Source organism: Roseovarius sp. JB2-10 (assembly GCF_055693585.1).
The window spans coordinates 1,063,681-1,081,469 of the sequence record NZ_CM146337.1 but is presented as its reverse complement, the minus strand read 5'-3'; the positions used below and the strand labels follow the sequence as shown (position 1 = coordinate 1,081,469).

Below are 17,789 nucleotides of genomic sequence, written 5' to 3'. Positions count from 1 at the left end.
TCCGAGCAGAGAATTAGACACTTCTTCCTATCGCCCCATGGCGCATTGGACAAGTTGATATGGTGAACGTGCTTTCAGCAAAATCAACGTTGACTCCGTCCGAACGCAGGTCTAAACGCCTGCTTCACGACACCTGCCCAGGTGGCGGAATGGTAGACGCGCTAGCTTCAGGTGCTAGTGTCCGTATGGACGTGGAGGTTCGAGTCCTCTCCTGGGCACCAATTCCCCTAAAAAATCTAATTTAGCCTTCGGGATCGAACTAACTCGCTGCCCGCCTGACAAACTCGGCGATGCGCTTGTAGGTCGCAGATTTATGCTCCTCTGGTGAAAGTTCGCAATGGCCATGAATATGCGCTTCATCTTCAAGCAATTCCATTTGTTCGCCCAAAGCACGCTTTAGCATTAGTACCCCTTTGACCGACACGCGTTTGTCTAGTGGATTATGCAACGCCAGTGAGCGAAAATTGGCGCTCGAGGTAACAAAATTCGGATAATTGAACCCACCTGAACTTGCAAAAACACCACTAATTTCTGGCGTTTTCAGACCAACATGTGGTGCGCCAAAGGCAATGTTGTAGGCTGTAATGCCACCGGCTGACGTACCTCCCAATACAAGCTTTTCTGACCAGCCAAAGTTGCGCGCTTCCTCGGACGCCCAAGACAAAAACCGCACCCCATCTTCAAGCGCCACAAGCGACCTGAATTCACACAATCCTGGCCGGATAAGGTTACTTTGATGCGATTGGTAGTCTTCAACGCAACGCGATACCGACTCTGAAAGATCATCAACCGTACCCCACAAACGATACTGAACAGATGCAACGGCAATGCCTTGCTTGGAAAGTCTGCGACCCAATCTCTGTGACATTTTCTGCCGGTGGTTTCCAAACTTAAATGCGCCGCCGTGGAACCAGACAAAAAGAGGTGGAGGATGGTCAATTGTCCTTGGCAGATACAGCGAACAATGGAGCGTTACGTCTTTCCCATTTTGTTGAGTGTCGGCATAGGGAACCGCATCGTAGTGCGTGTAAAAGTCAAACTCCGTTTTTGCATACTCAACCGTCAATCTGATTTGCCTTTTGATAGTGTCGCATTTTCAGTTTTCGGGCTGGTGCATATTGACGAGCCACGCTTGTTCGGCACTGGTGCACCTGCATCAACCGGGCCAACTATCCATCCAATGTCATGCTGCATATCAGAGACGCTCGCCGGAAATTTCAAACTGCGACGCTACCAAATACCGATATCACCGCGTTTTCAATCAGATTTAAGCCAGCCCGACGGTGTGACATGCCATACTCCGGCCGGCATCTATGCTCTGATTAGAGACCGTTACCAAGTGCGCCGACGGGATTTTCAATGGCGTTCGTGTTAGCAAATCAGTCAGAAGCATCTTGTAGACTACTTTTTTGCCGGTGGATTGTTCAGAAAAGGCCTTGGGTCCGACCTTTGACCGATATCGGCCCCGAATTTGACACGATAGCTCTTTATGCCTGTAAGTAGGAAAGATGGGGAAAATCGGCTATTACGATTTCAATATCCCGTCAGAAAACTTGTGAAAGAGTTACGGGCATGAGGCGATACGTATGAACGACATGACGGCACATTCGAACTTTGAGACAAATTGGCAAGTGGAAGATACCGCTTGCCCAATGTGCGGCAGCGCAGACGCTGAAAACACGCCCTACGCGCAACTTCCGTTCAAGGTTAAACGTTGCAAATCCTGCACGTTGTCCTTCCTGAGCCCCCGCTTGTCGGCGGAAGAGGCCAACAGGTTTTATGAAAGCGATGATTATTTTGCCGGCGGCGATGGCGTGTCCGGCTACGAAGATTATTCCGTTCAGGAGCGCAGTCTGCGTGCGACGTTCCGGAAACTTTTGGACACGATTGAAAAGCAAGGCGCATCAGGTGGTGCCTTGCTGGAAGTTGGGTGTGGGCCAGGTTATCTGTTGGATGAAGCCCGCGACCGATTTGACGAGCGCGTTGGCGTGGAGCTTTCGCCAAGTACTGCGGAAGAGGCGCGTTCCCTGACCGGCGCAGACATTTATCTTAGCATCGAAGAGCTGGAAGATCGGCCTGCATTTGATTGCATCGTGGCCACACATGTCATCGAACATATTTACGAGCCGGTCGCCTTTGTAGAAAGCTTGGCAAAACGGCTGAAGCCGGGCGGTAGTATCATTCTCGCAGCTCCGCATATGGGCAGCATTTTCCGCCACATCATGGGTCGTCGCTGGCCGTCTTTCAAATATCCAGAGCATGTTTCGTTTTTCGACGCAAAAACGCTTCCCGATCTTTTCAAACGTGCCGGGATGGACGTTGCGGAGCGTGTGCCTTACCCTCATGTCTTTCCGCTGTCGCTGGTCCTGTCGAAATTTGGTATTCGCGGCCCGCGCTGGACTGACAAGATGAGCGTTACATTGCCCGCAACCACGATCAGTTATCGAGCCAAACATCGGAGTGAAGGATGAAGTCCACACCGCTACTGTCTGTTGTCATTCCAGCCTATCACGAAGCTGATGGACTGGCAGATGCGGTCGCTGCAATTCGCAGTCATGCTGACACTTTAGGACATGTTGAGTACATTATCGTCGACGATGGTTCGGCAGATGCAACGTGGCACGTTATCCGGGATATCGCGGCATCGCATCCGAGCATCAATGGTGTGCGGCTGTCCCGAAATTTCGGCAAGGAAGCTGCGATTGCCGCTGGTTTGAAAGCGGCAACAGGCTCGGCCGTTGTGACAATTGATGCAGATCTGCAGCACCCACCAGAACTGATCCCGGAGATGTTCGCACTTTGGCAATCCGGGGCGAAGGTCATAAACACTGTCAAACGCACGCGGGAAAACGAAGGGCCTGTAAAGGCGTGGATGACCCGGCGCTATTTCGGTCTGTTCCACCGGTTGGCCGGCATAGATGTTGGCAATGCATCCGATTTCAAGCTACTGGACCGCGAGGTTGTTGATTGCCTGAATGCCTTGCCAGAACGAGAGCGGTTTTATCGTGGCCTGGTTGGCTGGCTCGGATTTGAACAGCATACGCTCTTATTTGATGTGGCACCGCGTCTTGCCGGGGATGGCAAATGGTCATCAACCAAACTGATCCGGTTGGCGTTGGATTCCATCGTGTCGTTCAGCACAACTCCGATGCATCTGATGACGATGCTGGGCACGTGTTTCGCGGTTGTGGCCGTTGGTTTGAGTGCGCGTACATTCTGGCTCTGGATGACCGGCAGCGCCGTTCCCGGGTTTTCGACCGTCATTTTGCTTTTGATCCTTATCGGATCCATCCTGATGATCGGTCTGGGGATCATCGGCATCTACATCGCCAAGATTTACGAAGAGGTCAAAAGGCGGCCTGAATTTATTGTTCAACAGCAAACGCGCGCGGCTACTGCGCTTTCTGATAGCGGTAGAGATCAAATGGACCAATCGAGACAGGCGCGTTCGACCGGGCCTGAACTTGTGCGAGAAGTGTCGCGCTGAGCGCGGACAAGTATTTGTCCTGACGTCGATGCACTACAAAGAGCGGTGCTGCAGCATCTAGCGCTGAAAGCGTTTCGGCGACATCACTTTCCTGCCGTAACCCCAAAGGCGTGCCGTAATATCGCACGGGGCTTGCGCGACCCGTCATGAAATTGAGTTCCGGATCCATGGGCAGCGTCATCAATGGCTCGTCAGGTCGCGCGCGTGCTTCGATCGCCGTTGTGATCTGACGGTAGATTTCGATGTCACTGGCCTGCAGCCTCAGGCTGACCCGTGGAAGATTGGCGGCGACATTGGGCGGGCTTCGGTGACCTGCAATGGTGCCATTCAACCCTCTTTCGAGGGGCTGGGCCGCCTGAAAAACCAACGCCCAAGCCGACAGGGCAACCAGGCCTACACTGATTGTGGACTTCGGGGACATGTGCAGCATTGCAAACAATATCGCTGGTATCACAAAGAGCAGGTAAATGGGGATCTGGTAATGTAGTGCACCAATGGCCCAGAAAACCGCCAAAATGGCCGTGGGCGGCACGTGCTTTCTGCGGATAAGGGCGAAACAGCAATACGCGCTGAATAGTGGCACGCAAAGAACCAGAAACAGCCATGCCACACCAGAAAGCATTGGGACGAATCCCGCCGCGGTGACGATATTCTGGAGTGCCAATTGTATCACTGTCAAAAAACTGGCCTGCGCAATGAAATCCTGACCATTGATCATCAGGGCAGAGAAAAGAATGTCTGACGTCCAATAGGAAAATGCGCCCATCGACAATGCGAGCAATGCGAGCGGCATTCCCGCCAGAAGGAAACCGCCCAAAACCCATACGGTCATTTTTCCAGCGTCACGCCATGAAAGTCTGGCGTGCAGAGTGGCAACCAACATCAGTATCAATGGCCAGATCCCGCCCCAGATCAGACCGAACATATGCTGTTTCGAAGTCAAGTAGACGAGTAGCCCTGCAAACGAAATGCCACCAACAAGGATCGCGGGGCCACGACTTTCCGGCGTTTCGCGTGATACTTCGTTGAGCAATACGCAAACCAGGCCCAACGCCAGGAAAACGCCGCTGAGCTGGCGCGTGAAGAAACAAAGACCTACTAAAAAACCCGCCAGAATAAAGCGTGTCGGCGATCCCTTTGGTAATTTTTCAAGACAAAGGCAGAGGCAGAAAAACGCGGCTAAGGCGTGCCAATTGGCGCTCGGGTTTGGGAATTGAACGAAAGAAAAGGCAGCCACTGTGAATGCACCAGCAGATGCCACAACTCGTCCGCTTTTCATCAACAAAACATAGGCAATAAGGCATTGAAGAAGAGCCAGCATAACCAACGGATATCTGAGGCTCAACAGGTCTTCGCCAAAAGCCTTGAATGCCAAAGCGTTGAGAATGTTGCCGTATCCACCATGCAAATCAATGACGTCGCGATGGATGACATCCCCTGCGTTCGCCCGCTGTGCAACATAGGCATATACGCCTTCATCGACTGGCCACCAAAATTGATCGTGGAAATGCAACAGAAGCGCTGAAATACAAAGCATTGTAACGCTGAAGGACGCTATGTGCCGTTGTGGTTCAGTCATTCTTGGGTTCGGAATTTATGCTGAACACTGCAAAAAATGCGCTGCCCAGCCCTGCTGCGGCAACTTGAGTGACGCCGAATAAAAATGCCAAAGCGATGGCGACGGACGTATCGACACCAATCATTGCAAAGGCGCCGGCCGCGGCAAGTTCCCGTGTGCCCCATCCACCAACTGAAATCGGGATGGACGCCGCCAAAAGCACAGCCGGAAACAACACGAGAAGTTGTGCGACACTGATAACCACAGGTTGGCTGCTCAGAAACGAATATGCGATGATGATGGAAACCAGGTGTGCTGCCAGAGACAATACGACAGTCTTCGCGAGCATGCCGCGTGTTTCGACCTGAAAAGACGCGGTGTCGTCCGATGGCTTATTGGACGGAACCCTGCGCCAAAACATAAGCAGAATTGCAGCAAGGGCGGCTGCGCAAACACAGCCGACGATCCAAATCGGAGTAATCGTGGGCTCTACAAGAGCGCCTGCAAGCACAATCATCCCCAGTGATGCCAATCCGATGATCCGGTCAAAGACACCTGCGCGCATCGCTGACTTTAGGGTTAGCCCGAACCTGCGCACCAGGAAAACCCGCCCGGCGTCGCCGGCAAGAGATGTCGGTAGAAGCATATTCGCAAGCGTGGAGGCAAATGTGAGTTTGGTGGCATCCGCGATTTTGAGATTGGCACCCGACACGCGCGCGATGACGGCAAACCGGCAGGACACCAGTAATATGATCACGATATGCAGGGCCGTCATGGCACCGAAGACGCGCCACGAGACTGTTTTCAAGCTTTCTAAAACGGCTTTAGTGTCGACCAGTAAAAGGACTGCAGCGATCAAACCCGCCAACACGGCCAATCGCAACACGAGCGAAACACCACCAGTCGCATTTTCTGTTCCGGAATGCTTTGGCATTGATTGTCCAAAATGGAGAAACGGCAGTCGTGACTGCCGCGCTCCTTTGCTGTTTACGTCCCGCGACATAACCTGCGTACGCATGTTGAGAACAACCGGATCAGTCGATATCTAGCGTCTGCTGAATTTTGGGTTTGCGCAGTTTCCAGATCTTGCTGTCGACCATGTAGTGATGGAAGTTGACGATTTGATAGAGAACAATGGTTGCTGACAAGCCTGCAAAGAACAGCCAGTCGATTGCGCGCAAAACGCCCCAATAAACGACACCCGTGATCGCGACACAGCTGAGCATGTAAAGCCACATGCGACCGGATTGCGAAATGTACGACAAAAACTTCGCATCAGGATCAACACCGCCGCTGAAGCGTTTGTTGTTATACATCCAGACGAAGAGAATGTATTGCGCGTTGTGCCAGATGTTAATCATGAGCCAGCCAAGCGTAATGTCCGCCGTTGCGATATAGGCAAGATAGAAGATGGCAAAATGCGTCATCATATACATGGTGTGCACAACGGCCAATTGCCCATCGGCTGCCGCCTTCAACCGGGCAAGAACCCAATACGCCAGAAGACCAATGGCGATGTAACCAGACAAATCGGAAACCGGTTGCGGAACGGGTATTGACCACAATTCCATGCCAATGAATGTCGGATGCTGTTCTGCGGAGCGGCTCAGGATCCCGAAAACGGGGATTGCATAAAAGATAGCCTGATCCAACCAGCCGTCTTCGTAACTCGCTTCGCGGTCTTTGCCGCGGTAGGCACGTGAAATGCCCCAGCTCTGACGGGTGTAATGGTACCATTGCCAATAGAAATAGATAGTCACAATTACCCAAAGACCGGCGATCCAGACCACACCGAGGGTTGCCACAATTACAATTGGCAGCAAGCCAACCATCAGGAACTTGTGTTCACGAAAGCTATCTTTGTCGAAGCAAATTCGTGTGAAAGTGGAAATCACATGGTGATAGCCAAGAAACCACAAATCGATCACGAGGATCGGATAGAAAAGCGTGGGTTCGAACAAAATGACCAATCCTGTGACACACGAAAGTGCCAGGAGGCCAAAGATGAATCCCATATCAAAACGGGCGTTTCTGATCCACGGAAGATCCGCGAAAGATTTTGATGGTGTTGCCGTATCGGTCACTGCTTCAATCCTGTTTTTTTATTTTTAGCCTAGCAAAGGTTTCGTTTTCGTATCCAAGCAAAATGGCAAGTTTCGGGCATTTAAACGGCATTTGTGATATTCTCGTCGGGTTCAAAACCCGGAGCTGTTCGCGACAGATTTCGCAACCCAAAGCCAGCTGCAGTACATCTATTGATCATTGAAATTGAGGATTTTGCAGGCAACCGAACATCCAGAAGTACTCCGCCGGCTTCAGACAACGGAGTATTGGCGCAGAAAACGCGTCTAAATCGGCGATTTAGTGTTTAAAAATGCCGACACGATGGCGGGGTTTAGCTGGCTGCTTTTTCGGCGGTTTCCGGCTCGGAATCTTCTACGATTTCCGCGTCCTGAACATCCTCAACGGGATCCATTTCAACTTCAACCGCAGCTTCTTCCTCAGCCATGTCCGACTGATCTTCGATGGCTCCCACAATCAAGGGCAGCATTTCAACGCCTGTCGGGCTGCTGACCGTGCTCGCGGGCGGCGCTGTCCAGCTCAACGTGTCAAAGGACTGGCAGTTATCGCAGGCAGGTACCCATTCGGCATGGATGTGGTGGCAATTGTCGCAGACCCATTGCGGACCACGCGGCGCGGACAATGCCCGCGTCAACCAACCTTTGACGACAGTGTCCGACGCGCCTTCACCACGTTCTACTGCGGCCATGATTGTAAGCGCACGGGCATCCGGGTCAACTTCAGCCAAATCACCGAGGGAACGCCGTGCTTCCGGGAAATCTTCAGCGGCAATGTGAAGCTCTGCTGCCAGCAATTTGGTTTCACGATCTTCGGGATGCACTTTCATCAACTTGGCAAATCGCTTGATACGGGCCGCCGGGGTTTCTTCGGGTTCGATCTCTGCAAATGCGGCGGCAAGATCTGGGTGGGGCCGTACCGCCCACGCCTTTTTCACCACACGCGCCGCATAGCGTTTCGACCCGTTCGCGATGTAGCTCCGCGCCGCAAGTACGGCCGCGGGAACCAGATCAGGTGATAGCCGATTGGCCTCTATCGCGGCCTCGCGCGCCTCGATGTCTTTGCCATCATCCAGAATATCACGCGCCTCAGATAGCGCCAAAACTGCATCTCGGCGCTTGTGCACATCGCGCGGCAAAGAGCCGTGCTTGAGCTTGGCATTCAACGTTTCGCGCGCACCGGACCAGTCTTCGTTCTGGGCCTGTAGTTTCAGCAACGTATCCTGAATTTCCGAATGCTTTGGTTTCAGAGCAAATGCGGTCTCCGCAAGCTTGAGGGCAGTTTCGGTATCGCCGTCTGCGAGCTTTTGCTTGAGGATTCCGCGCACGCCAACAAAACGCGTTTTCTCGTTCTGAAGAAGGCGTTTGTAGACTTCCTCGGCTTTGCGCCGGTTCCCCGACATTTCAGCAGCTTGTGCTGTGATCAGATTCTGTAAGCTCGGGTTTGCTGAGATATTTTTCCGCACGACCGGCCTTCGCCATGGCCAAATCGCCCTCGCCAGATGCAAGTGCCATCATGCCTTCCGACAGGGCCTGATATCCTTTCTGCTGGCGATTTCGGTCGAAATAACGCGAGATCGCTGTTTCATCACCGTTTATAAACTTGAGAACCGCAATCAACAGTGAGGCCAGTTTCAGGAATATCCAGATCGCGATCACAAGGACCAGCAATGCAACGACAGCAGTCAAAGGTGTAAGGTTGAATTCTTGCCCCGCCATGACAATGCGCACACCACCGTCAAGTTCGAGCAGATAAACCGCCCCCATGGCAGCGGCCGCAACAAGGGCGATGAAAACAACAATCTTAATAATTGACCACAGCATTACGCTTGCCCTTTCGGTATCAGTTCAAACTGTCGCTCAGCGCCTGAGCGGCAGAAACGGCTTCAAGTCTTTTGGTCACCTCAGCAGACCATTCAGACAATGCGGCACGCCCTTCTTCGGGCAGCCCTTCAATTTCAGCCAATGCGTCATTAAATCGACCTTCACGCGCTGCTGCCTCTGCGCGCGACAGAACGGCGTCGGGGTCATCCCCTTCACGCGGCTCTAAAGAACGGGCACCGAGCTGGCTTTTCAAGAACGATGCAAAGCCGCCCTCACCAGCGTTTGTCCCCGCATCGCGTGACAGCTCCAAAGCGGCGCGTGCGGCATCCGGAAAACTGTCTTGCAGCGCATCAGGCGATGCAACGCCCGTGTCTGCCGCGGCCTTCAAAGGCTCTGGGACATCAACACCCAGCCCCTCCAAATCTGCCAGAGCAGATTGGTATCCAGTGCCGGTATCCAGCGCCGTTTGAACGCGCGTTAGAGCGGCGCGTTGAAGCGTGGCCTGTGCTGCGGACTGGGCGTTTTGTTCCATCAATGCAGCATTATCCGCCATGGCATCGACGGTGGATTGCAGCTCCTTCAACTCTTTTTCGTATTGTTCGAGAGCAGCACTGGAGGCGCCATCACCGGCGTTCGCTGAAGGTTGTTCAAACCCATCCAAACGCGTTTCGAACTCTGCAAGGCGATCCGCAAGAGCCGCTATGGCTGCAACGTTGGTTGCAAGCCCCTCCTCGACACCACTCAAGTCGCTGGTGGGTGCTGGCGTTTCTTGGGTCTCCAGCGCGCCAAGGCGGTCACCCAATTCAGACAAGGACCCTGATTGTGCGTCCAAAGCGCTTTGAATTTCCGTCAAAGCTGTTTCATTCCCTGGCGTGGCGGGTTGCCAATAGGTTGCCGCACCATACCCGATGGCACCTGCCGCCAATCCGCCCAATAGCATTGGGATAAATACGTTTGGCGGATCTTGCGGTGGCTCAGGCATTGGAGCCGGTTGGGCTTCAACTGTCTCTGACGTCTCTGGTGCATCGAGGTCTGACACCTCATCAGCGCTGTCATCAGTGGCTTCTGATTCACTGTCAGACATCTCGGTCATTTCTTCGGGCACGTCATCGACCTGATCCGACTCGCCCTGAACCTCTTCTACAGCCGCGTCTTCTGCTAGAATTTCCGCGTCCAAGACATAACTGTCAGATGACGGCTCAGCATTCCCTTCAATGTCAGTTGTGTTGTCCGCCTTAACATTTTCAACGTTCGCGTCCGGCGATGTCAGCTCAGATTCGTTGTCAGCCGCTTTTGCAGATTTCTTTTTTCTCGCCAACGTCCGCCACCCTTTTCGAATCTCACACACTTATGCGTCCCAGAAGACCTTACTGCGCCAGATTTTATCCCTCAAGCGGCTTCCCCGCCCTGATTACCTTGTCAATCGCCGCCAACATTGCATCTGCATTGGGGCTTTCGGCGATTATCATCTCACCCGAAAATCTATTTGGAACTTGCGCCGCTACCGCCTCGCTCATCGCAATTACCTTCAATGGCGCCGCTATGCACTCCATCGCAAACGCTAATCTGGTAGTGCGCGGCGAGAAAAGGGGAAGAACCACCGCTTCTTCACCCTGTAACAAGGTTTGAGCATCCGGCGTCAGCGGAACGGCCACTTGCCGATACAAAATTGCCTCTTCGGTTGAGATACCTTCTTGTGTCAGGCGTTCCGCGATATCGCCAATGGCATGCTCGCCCCGGACATGAAGGCAGGGACCGGAAATTTGGTCTGCCTTTAGTCGCGCGATAATATCCGCCGCCGTCCCATCACAAGAGATTGCCTCAAATCCCGCGGCACGGGCGCTCTGTGTTGTCGCAGGTCCCACGCAATAACTAAGAATGTCCCGTCGATTTGACATCTCGGAAAACGCATCGACGCCATTCCTTGACGTAAAAATCAGAACATCGATCGGATCCATATCTGGCAATGCGCCAGAATTTTCTATCCGAATAAGCGGCGACAATAGTATGGGCACTTCACATCCAAACATCGCGCGCAACTGATCGGCAAACGTCAGGGCCGCCATTTCAGGTCGCGTGATCAAGATGGTGGGCGGCATCAATGCTCCGGTGTTGTTTGCACGCGGCTGTGGTGATACCTGCCAAAGAGGCAACACGCAACGGGTGGCCACATGGCAAAAGCGTTGACACTTTTGGGACTGGAAAGCAGCTGTGACGACACAGCCGCAGCCGTCGTTCGGTTGGAACCCGATGGCCCTGCGCAAATTCTATCGTCAATCGTGCATGGTCAGGATAACTTGCATGCCGATTTTGGCGGTGTCGTCCCGGAAATAGCCGCACGCGCCCATGCCGAAAAACTGGATATTTGCGTGAAAGAGGCTCTGAAACAGTCGAATTGTGGCCTTTCAGATCTTGACGCCGTCGCGGTGACTGCCGGGCCCGGTTTGATCGGTGGCGTGATGTCTGGCGTCATGTGTGCTAAGGGTATCGCGGCGGGCACGGGCCTTCCGTTGATTGGGGTGAACCACCTGGCGGGACATGCTTTGACGCCACGCCTGACCGATGCTGTCACCTACCCCTATTTGATGTTGCTCGTTTCAGGGGGCCATTGCCAAATTCTCATCGTGAATGGCTGTGATGACTTCAAACGTTTAGGTGGCACGATAGATGACGCTCCGGGCGAAGCTTTTGATAAAATCGCGCGCCTGCTGGGGCTGGGTGCTCCGGGTGGACCTCTGGTCGAACAGGAAGCCAAAACAGGCGATCTTCACCACTTCAAATTCCCCCGCCCGCTATTGGACCGCCCGGGTTGCGACATGTCCTTTTCCGGACTGAAGACCGCGGTTTTGCGAACGCGAGATCAAATTATCGCCAAGAAGGGTGGATTGAGCCGCGCGGATCGGGCTGATGTATGTGCGGGTTTTCAGCGTGCCGTTGCTGACGTGCTGGTCGAAAAAGTGCGGCGCGCACTGCAGGTTTATTTGCCATTGTCAGGCGATGCGCCCACCTTTGCCGTCGCCGGAGGTGTGGCGGCAAATACTTCAATTCGGGCGGGATTAGACACGCTTTGTGCGGCACACGGTACATTATTTGTGGCGCCACCATTGTCCCTTTGCACCGACAATGCGGCCATGATTGCCTATGCAGGGGCTGAGCTTTTCCTAAAAGGGCACAGCGATACAATGCAGCTTGCAGCGCGGCCCCGATGGCCGCTTGATCAAACCAGCCCATCCATGCTCGGCAGCGGGAAAAAGGGGGCAAAGGCATGATAACTGTTCTGGGGTCCGGAGCTTTTGGCACCGCGATGGCCGTCACATTGGCGGGTAACGGGCATGTTGATCTTTGGGCCCGCAACCCGGAGATCGCGTCTTCAATGGCGCAAAACCGAGAAAACACCGGCCGCTTGCCGGGCATCAACTTACCGCAATCATTAAGACCCATTTCGACACTGTCTTCATTGGATGCTGGCAGCATTTGTCTGTTGGCCGTTCCAACGCAGAAATTGCGCGGCCTTTTGGACGAACACGGATCGAAACTGACCAATTGCCAGCTTGTTGCCTGTTGCAAAGGCGTTGAGCACGGTACTGGATTGGGGCCCACACAGATCATCTCGCAAACCGTTCCCTCTGCAACGCCGGCTATGCTGACAGGTCCAAGCTTTGCCAACGACATTGCCCGCGGATTGCCAACAGCCTTAACGCTTGCCTGCGCGGATGCAGATGCCTCACTCGGGCTACAAGAGGCACTCACCACCTCAAACCTGCGCATATATCGAACCACAGATACGATCGGCGCAGAATTGGGTGGTGCGCTCAAAAACGTGGTTGCCATTGCCTGCGGTGCCGCGATCGGTGCGGGCTTAGGGGAAAGTGCACGCGCGGCGCTGATGACGCGCGGCTATGCGGAAATGGCGCGCATGGCGGCTGAACTGGGCGCTGAGCCCGAAACCTTGGCTGGGTTGTCGGGATTTGGGGATTTGACCCTGACTTGTACGTCAGATCAGTCACGAAACTATCATTTTGGGCAGAGTTTGGGTCAAAATAAAGAATTTGACAGTCAAATTACCGTTGAGGGCGCATCAACCGCATGCGCGGTCATCGAACAGGCAAAGAAAATGAAACTCGACATGCCCATCACTTCAGTTGTTGTTGCGTTGATCGATGGGAAATTGCACGTCCGACAAGCCATGGATATGCTGTTATCAAGACCACTAAAGGAAGAATAATGCTGATAGCCCTGATAGCCCGCGACAAGCCGGGCGCATTGCAGACACGTATCGATACGCGCGACGCCCATGTCGCTTATCTCAAAGAAACGGGTGTTGTATCGCAGGCTGGACCGTTGCTGGATGACGCAGGCAATATGTGCGGCTCGCTGGTGGTTCTAGATGTGCCCGATATGGAAGCGGCGCAGGCATGGGCTGCAAATGACCCCTATGCGCATGCAGGTCTGTTTGCGCAGGTTGAATTGATCCCGTGGAACAAGGTGATCTGATTAATGCAATACTGGCTGTTCAAATCCGAACCCTCGACCTGGAGCTGGGACCAGCAGGTACAAAAGGGCGATGTCGGCGAAGAATGGGATGGGGTGCGCAACTATCAGGCCAGAAATTTCATGCGGCAGATGAAAATCGGTGATCTGGGGTTCTTTTATCATAGTCAGACGGAGAAGGCCGTTGTCGGTATAGTCGAGGTGTCAGCCCTTGCTCACCCCGATAGCACAACGGACGACGAACGATGGGAATGCGTTGATATCAAAGCTGTAAGTCCCGTCAAAACGCCCGTGACGCTGGCAATGATCAAAGACGACCCAAGACTTGCGGATATGGTCTTGGTCAAGAATTCACGGCTTTCGGTCCAGCCGGTCACGCCCGATGAATGGAAAATCGTATGTGAATTGGCCGGGCTGCAGCTGTAGTCTGTTAGGCGTAGCTTCTTTGAAACGAGCTTTAACTGAGGGGTAGGAAAATGGAACTTTTGAACGTTCTGGTCGCTGCGATGGCGTCTTACGGGTTCGGCGCGATCTGGTATATGACGTTGTCCAAACCTTGGATGGCGGCGGCAGGTGTCGAAGCCGGCGAAGATGGCAAACCGATCAACAACGCTGATCCCAAACCGTATCTGATTGCCTTTGTAATGGCTTTGGTTGTCGCTGGTATGATGCGCCACACCTTTGCCTTGAGCGGCATCGATACAATCAACAAAGGCTTTGTTTCCGGACTGGGCATCGGGCTTTTCATGGCCAGCCCTTGGTTGGCAACATGTTACGCATTTGGCGGCAGGCCATTTAAGCTTGTTTTGATAGATGCTGGGTATGTAACGTTTGGTAGTGCGATCATGGGCGCCATTCTGACGTTGTTCTGATCCAAAAAACAAACGGAGGGCGCAGGCAATAGCCGACACCCTCCGTTACCCCACGTGCTCCCTACACACCACACGCGTATTTCGAATAGGTCTCGGCCGTACTGGCCTGTTATTGGTAAGCTAGCGGAATCAGACGTAATTCACAAACACCAAGTCCTTAGAATTAAACTCAAATCTCCACCAACGGCCCAAAAGAGAAACGCCCGCCAGTTGGGCGAGCGTCTCAAAATCTTTGATTAAGAGAGGTTTTAGCCGTAAACCGACTCTTTGCCAAAATGCTTGGTCAGCATGTAATAGACAACCGCGCGGTATTTGTTGCGCTCGGAACGACCATAGGTTTCGATCACGTTGTTGATTGCTTCCATCAGCTGCGGGCCATCTGCCAGGCCCAGCTTCTTGATCAGGAAATTGTCCTTGACGGTTTCCAGTTCGGACGCTTGGCCCGCTGCAACGGTTGATGCGTCTGCATTGTAGATGGCAGGTCCACAGCCAATTGTTACCTTGGTCAGCAGATCCATATCCGGCTGCATGCCGCACTTGTTGCGCAGATCATCCGCGTATTGCGCAATCAAATCGTCTCGTTTTCCCATGAATAGTCTCCCTCTTGTCCGATAAAACCGGCCCAAATTACTGTTTCAGCCCCCAAGTTGGCGCTGACGTCACGATAACGACTGTTGGTATCTGCTCAAAGGGAAAACTTGGCTCTTTCTCCCCTTCGGCCATCATCGGCACAAACCCCAACCACTGCCTTGTAAATGAAAGTGGTCGGCGTGCAGCGCGTTGTAGTCAGGCCCCAAGGAAACCCGAAACCAGATGCATGCAGCGGCGAAAGCATCCTTCAGAAACCGCGCTTTATCATCATCACCAGACCAATGTGATTTCAGGTCAATGAGTTCGCCGTCGTTGGTGCGAAATCCGGAAACATCTATGGCATCTGCCGTGGCATGGCTGCTCATCCGGCCGGTGGATCCACGCAGCGTGCGAATTGCACGGCAATTGTAGCTGGAAAAGTGCTTTATTTCCGATACTGGTTGACCCAAATGCCGAATTGCAGCCGCCTGTAGCCCATGCTTTTCCCACATCAAAAGGCGCAAGGCGGTTTGGCACCGTGTTTCAACAGGGCTCAATCTGGCGCCACCGACACGTTTGAGTGAGATACGTGGAGAGATATGACATTGTTCTGACGCAACCAGAGGCTCAAGGGCGTCGAACGATGCCTCTTCTAAGGCTGCCAAACAGGATGCATCATTTGACAATGTGTTTCGCAATTTCCATTGCGTAAGCCCGGAAATTGGAGCGTTGACATTTAGCGGTGTCAGCGGCTGCCATTCGTCGGGCAAGGGCGATTTGGGGTGGATTAGGGTCACATAGCCCGTGATCAATAGAACAATGAGAGCTGCACGGAAAAACGCCCGACGCAAGGCCGGGCGGAATTCTTTCCAGTCAAATCGCACGCCGCTTAATAGCGGTAGTGTTCCGGTTTGAACGGCCCTTCGGGCTTGACGCCAATGTAAGACGCCTGGTCGCCACTAAGCTCGGTCAGTTTGACACCGATACGTTCAAGATGCAGACGCGCAACCTTTTCATCCAAATGCTTCGGCAGGATGTAAACTTGGTTTTCGTACTCGTCGCCACGTATCCACAGCTCGATCTGCGCCAATACCTGGTTGGTGAAACTGGCGGACATGACAAATGACGGATGCCCTGTCGCGTTACCAAGGTTCAGCAAACGACCTTCAGACAGCAAGATCAACCGATTGCCACTTGGCATTTCGATCATATCGACCTGTTCTTTGATGTTTGTCCATTTGTGGTTCTTGAGACTGGCCACCTGAATTTCATTGTCAAAGTGCCCAATGTTGCCAACGATCGCCATATCCTTCATCTCGCGCATGTGCTCGATGCGGATTACATCTTTGTTGCCTGTTGTGGTGATAAAGATGTCAGCATCACCAACCACGTCTTCCAAACGAACAACTTCGAAACCATCCATCGCGGCTTGCAGCGCGCAAATCGGGTCAACTTCGGTGACTTTGACACGGGCGCCAGCACCGCTGAGTGAGGCAGCAGAGCCTTTGCCAACGTCCCCATACCCCATGACCACGGCAACTTTGCCGGCCATCATGGTGTCGGTGGCCCGACGGATCCCATCAACCAGAGATTCCTTGCACCCGTATTTGTTGTCGAATTTGGACTTCGTGACGCTGTCGTTCACGTTGATCGCGGGGAAGGGCAGTTGGCCTTTCTTATGCAGATCATAGAGGCGATGGACGCCGGTTGTGGTTTCTTCGGAGACACCTTTGATCGCGTCACGTGTCTTGGTGAACCAGCCTGGAGATTCCGCCATCCGCTTTTTGATCTGTGCGAAAATAGCCTCTTCTTCTTCAGACGTCGGCACCTCGATCAAACCGGTTTCTCCAGCTTCGACACGTGCGCCCAACAGCACATAAAGTGTTGCGTCGCCGCCATCGTCCAGGATCAGATTTGCGCCTTCCGGGAACATAAAGGACCGGTCAAGGTAGTCCCAGTGCTCGGTCAGGGTCTGTCCTTTCACCGCAAAAACGGGTGTTCCGCCATCCGCAATCGCGGCTGCCGCATGATCTTGGGTCGAAAAGATATTGCAGGACGCCCAACGGACGTCAGCGCCCAAAGCCACCAGCGTTTCGATCAACACGGCCGTCTGAATTGTCATGTGCAAGCTGCCCACAATGCGGGCACCCTTGAGCGGCTTGCTATCGCCGTACTCCTCACGCAAAGCCATCAGGCCCGGCATTTCTGTCTCGGCTATGTCCAGCTCCTTGCGGCCAAACGCGGCAAGGCTGATATCTTTGACCACATAGTCTTTCGCCATACTGATGGCTCCTTCAAATATAACGGTTGGAGGGGCAGATAGCACTCGACCACCTATTCGGCAATGCGGGATTGCCCAGCAACGACATCGTGACGCAAGAATGCCGGTCAAAGCGTGCGATATGGTGATTTAGCTTTTGGTGTTGAGATGTGGCGCGCGGTGAAGCGACATGCAGCTGACACATCAAAAGCGCCCAAAAACTGGGCGTGGTTAATTTTAACCAAACACGAAAAAATCTGTCAGCTTTCCGTGCCCTCGGGCTCATCCAACAGATGGCCTTCGTACCAGTCCGTTCCGGTTGCTACGATGCAGGCGAGGCCTTCGGGCGTCGTCAGAATGACTGTGAACGTTCCAGTTTCTTCGGAGGACCAAACCTCAACAACCGATCTTTCTGTTTGTGAGGCCTGTAATCCGCCACCAGTAAAGCTTTCGGAGTATTTGGTTTTCAACCTCTCGACGATTTGATCGCGATTTGCACAATTCGCGGCATGTGCCGACTGTGATGCCAACACCAGTCCAATGCTCAAACCCGACCCCAACAGATGCTTGTACATTGCAAGCTCCTTTTCGTTTCTTAAACGGGGGACAGCGCAAAGAGAGGATCGCACGTCCCCCCTTTTATGGCTTC

17 protein-coding genes, 1 tRNA gene and 1 pseudogene are annotated in these 17,789 nt (G+C 53.3%); 8 read left to right on the top strand and 11 right to left on the bottom strand.

Features of this window, described 5'->3' with window-relative positions; genetic code table 11:
- Positions 1–135 precede the first annotated feature (135 nt).
- Positions 136–221 (top strand) — tRNA-Leu (locus ACZ1HJ_RS05370).
- A gap of 38 nt (positions 222–259) precedes the next feature.
- Here ACZ1HJ_RS05370 and ACZ1HJ_RS05365 read toward each other — a convergent pair.
- Positions 260–1,066 (bottom strand): alpha/beta hydrolase, encoded by an 807-nt coding sequence (locus ACZ1HJ_RS05365; protein WP_472721294.1) that lies wholly within the window; start codon positions 1,064–1,066, stop codon positions 260–262.
- A gap of 520 nt (positions 1,067–1,586) precedes the next feature.
- Between ACZ1HJ_RS05365 and ACZ1HJ_RS05360 the strand changes: the two genes are divergently transcribed.
- Together ACZ1HJ_RS05360 and ACZ1HJ_RS05355 are read left to right on the top strand one after the other, a co-directional pair.
- A complete protein-coding gene (locus ACZ1HJ_RS05360; RefSeq protein ID WP_472721293.1) occupies positions 1,587–2,471 on the top strand; it encodes a class I SAM-dependent methyltransferase in 885 nt (294 codons plus the stop codon).
- Complete coding sequence (locus ACZ1HJ_RS05355; protein ID WP_472721292.1) at positions 2,468–3,487, top strand: glycosyltransferase family 2 protein; 1,020 nt, start codon at positions 2,468–2,470, stop codon at positions 3,485–3,487. The genes ACZ1HJ_RS05360 and ACZ1HJ_RS05355 overlap by 4 nt, the downstream gene beginning before the upstream one ends.
- Here the strand turns inward: ACZ1HJ_RS05355 and ACZ1HJ_RS05350 are convergent.
- From ACZ1HJ_RS05350 to ACZ1HJ_RS05325, 6 genes and pseudogenes are all read right to left on the bottom strand, one after another.
- Complete coding sequence (locus ACZ1HJ_RS05350; RefSeq protein ID WP_472721291.1) at positions 3,393–5,066, bottom strand: hypothetical protein; 1,674 nt, start codon at positions 5,064–5,066, stop codon at positions 3,393–3,395. The two genes, ACZ1HJ_RS05355 and ACZ1HJ_RS05350, sit on opposite strands and share 95 nt — an antisense overlap.
- Positions 5,059–5,979, bottom strand: coding sequence for a lysylphosphatidylglycerol synthase transmembrane domain-containing protein (locus ACZ1HJ_RS05345; protein ID WP_472721290.1), 921 nt, complete (start codon positions 5,977–5,979; stop codon positions 5,059–5,061). The genes ACZ1HJ_RS05350 and ACZ1HJ_RS05345 overlap by 8 nt, the downstream gene beginning before the upstream one ends.
- 100 nt (positions 5,980–6,079) lie before the next feature.
- Positions 6,080–7,129, bottom strand: coding sequence for a hypothetical protein (locus tag ACZ1HJ_RS05340; protein WP_472721289.1), 1,050 nt, complete (start codon positions 7,127–7,129; stop codon positions 6,080–6,082).
- Between the two features lie 311 nt (positions 7,130–7,440).
- A pseudogene (locus tag ACZ1HJ_RS05335) lies at positions 7,441–8,947 on the bottom strand (heme biosynthesis HemY N-terminal domain-containing protein).
- A gap of 19 nt (positions 8,948–8,966) precedes the next feature.
- Entirely contained in the window at positions 8,967–10,265 is a 1,299-nt protein-coding gene (locus ACZ1HJ_RS05330) for a COG4223 family protein (protein ID WP_472721288.1), read from the bottom strand.
- Positions 10,266–10,329: 64 nt separating this feature from the next.
- Entirely contained in the window at positions 10,330–11,046 is a 717-nt protein-coding gene (locus ACZ1HJ_RS05325; RefSeq protein WP_472721287.1) for a uroporphyrinogen-III synthase, read from the bottom strand.
- Positions 11,047–11,118: 72 nt separating this feature from the next.
- Between ACZ1HJ_RS05325 and tsaD the strand changes: the two genes are divergently transcribed.
- The 5 genes from tsaD to ACZ1HJ_RS05300 are packed head-to-tail and all read left to right on the top strand — an operon-like array spanning position 11,119 to position 14,310.
- Positions 11,119–12,216, top strand: a complete 1,098-nt coding sequence (gene tsaD / locus ACZ1HJ_RS05320) for a tRNA (adenosine(37)-N6)-threonylcarbamoyltransferase complex transferase subunit TsaD (protein ID WP_472721286.1) — start codon at positions 11,119–11,121, stop codon at positions 12,214–12,216.
- Positions 12,213–13,172 carry an NAD(P)H-dependent glycerol-3-phosphate dehydrogenase gene (locus ACZ1HJ_RS05315; protein ID WP_472721285.1) on the top strand — a complete coding sequence of 320 codons (960 nt, stop codon included), beginning with the start codon at positions 12,213–12,215 and terminating at the stop codon, positions 13,170–13,172. The genes tsaD and ACZ1HJ_RS05315 overlap by 4 nt, the downstream gene beginning before the upstream one ends.
- The gene (locus ACZ1HJ_RS05310; protein ID WP_472721284.1) at positions 13,172–13,441 is read left to right on the top strand and encodes a YciI family protein; all 270 of its coding nucleotides are present in this window, start codon (positions 13,172–13,174) and stop codon (positions 13,439–13,441) included. The genes ACZ1HJ_RS05315 and ACZ1HJ_RS05310 overlap by 1 nt, the downstream gene beginning before the upstream one ends.
- A 3-nt stretch (positions 13,442–13,444) precedes the next feature.
- On the top strand, positions 13,445–13,864 hold the full coding sequence (locus ACZ1HJ_RS05305; RefSeq protein ID WP_472721283.1) for an EVE domain-containing protein: 420 nt from the start codon (positions 13,445–13,447) through the stop codon (positions 13,862–13,864).
- Positions 13,865–13,914: 50 nt separating this feature from the next.
- A complete protein-coding gene (locus ACZ1HJ_RS05300; protein WP_472721282.1) occupies positions 13,915–14,310 on the top strand; it encodes a DUF1761 domain-containing protein in 396 nt (131 codons plus the stop codon).
- A gap of 248 nt (positions 14,311–14,558) precedes the next feature.
- Here the strand turns inward: ACZ1HJ_RS05300 and ACZ1HJ_RS05295 are convergent, their stop codons facing one another.
- From ACZ1HJ_RS05295 to ACZ1HJ_RS05280, 4 genes are all read right to left on the bottom strand, one after another.
- The gene (locus tag ACZ1HJ_RS05295) at positions 14,559–14,900 is read right to left on the bottom strand and encodes a DUF2853 family protein (protein WP_472721281.1); all 342 of its coding nucleotides are present in this window, start codon (positions 14,898–14,900) and stop codon (positions 14,559–14,561) included.
- Between the two features lie 132 nt (positions 14,901–15,032).
- Positions 15,033–15,764, bottom strand: coding sequence for an extensin-like domain-containing protein (locus ACZ1HJ_RS05290; protein ID WP_472721280.1), 732 nt, complete (start codon positions 15,762–15,764; stop codon positions 15,033–15,035).
- A 5-nt stretch (positions 15,765–15,769) separates the two neighbouring features.
- Positions 15,770–17,161, bottom strand: coding sequence for an adenosylhomocysteinase (ahcY, locus tag ACZ1HJ_RS05285; RefSeq protein WP_472721279.1), 1,392 nt, complete (start codon positions 17,159–17,161; stop codon positions 15,770–15,772).
- A 239-nt stretch (positions 17,162–17,400) separates the two neighbouring features.
- Positions 17,401–17,715, bottom strand: coding sequence for a hypothetical protein (locus tag ACZ1HJ_RS05280; RefSeq protein WP_472721278.1), 315 nt, complete (start codon positions 17,713–17,715; stop codon positions 17,401–17,403).
- Between the last annotated feature and the right edge of the window lie 74 nt (positions 17,716–17,789).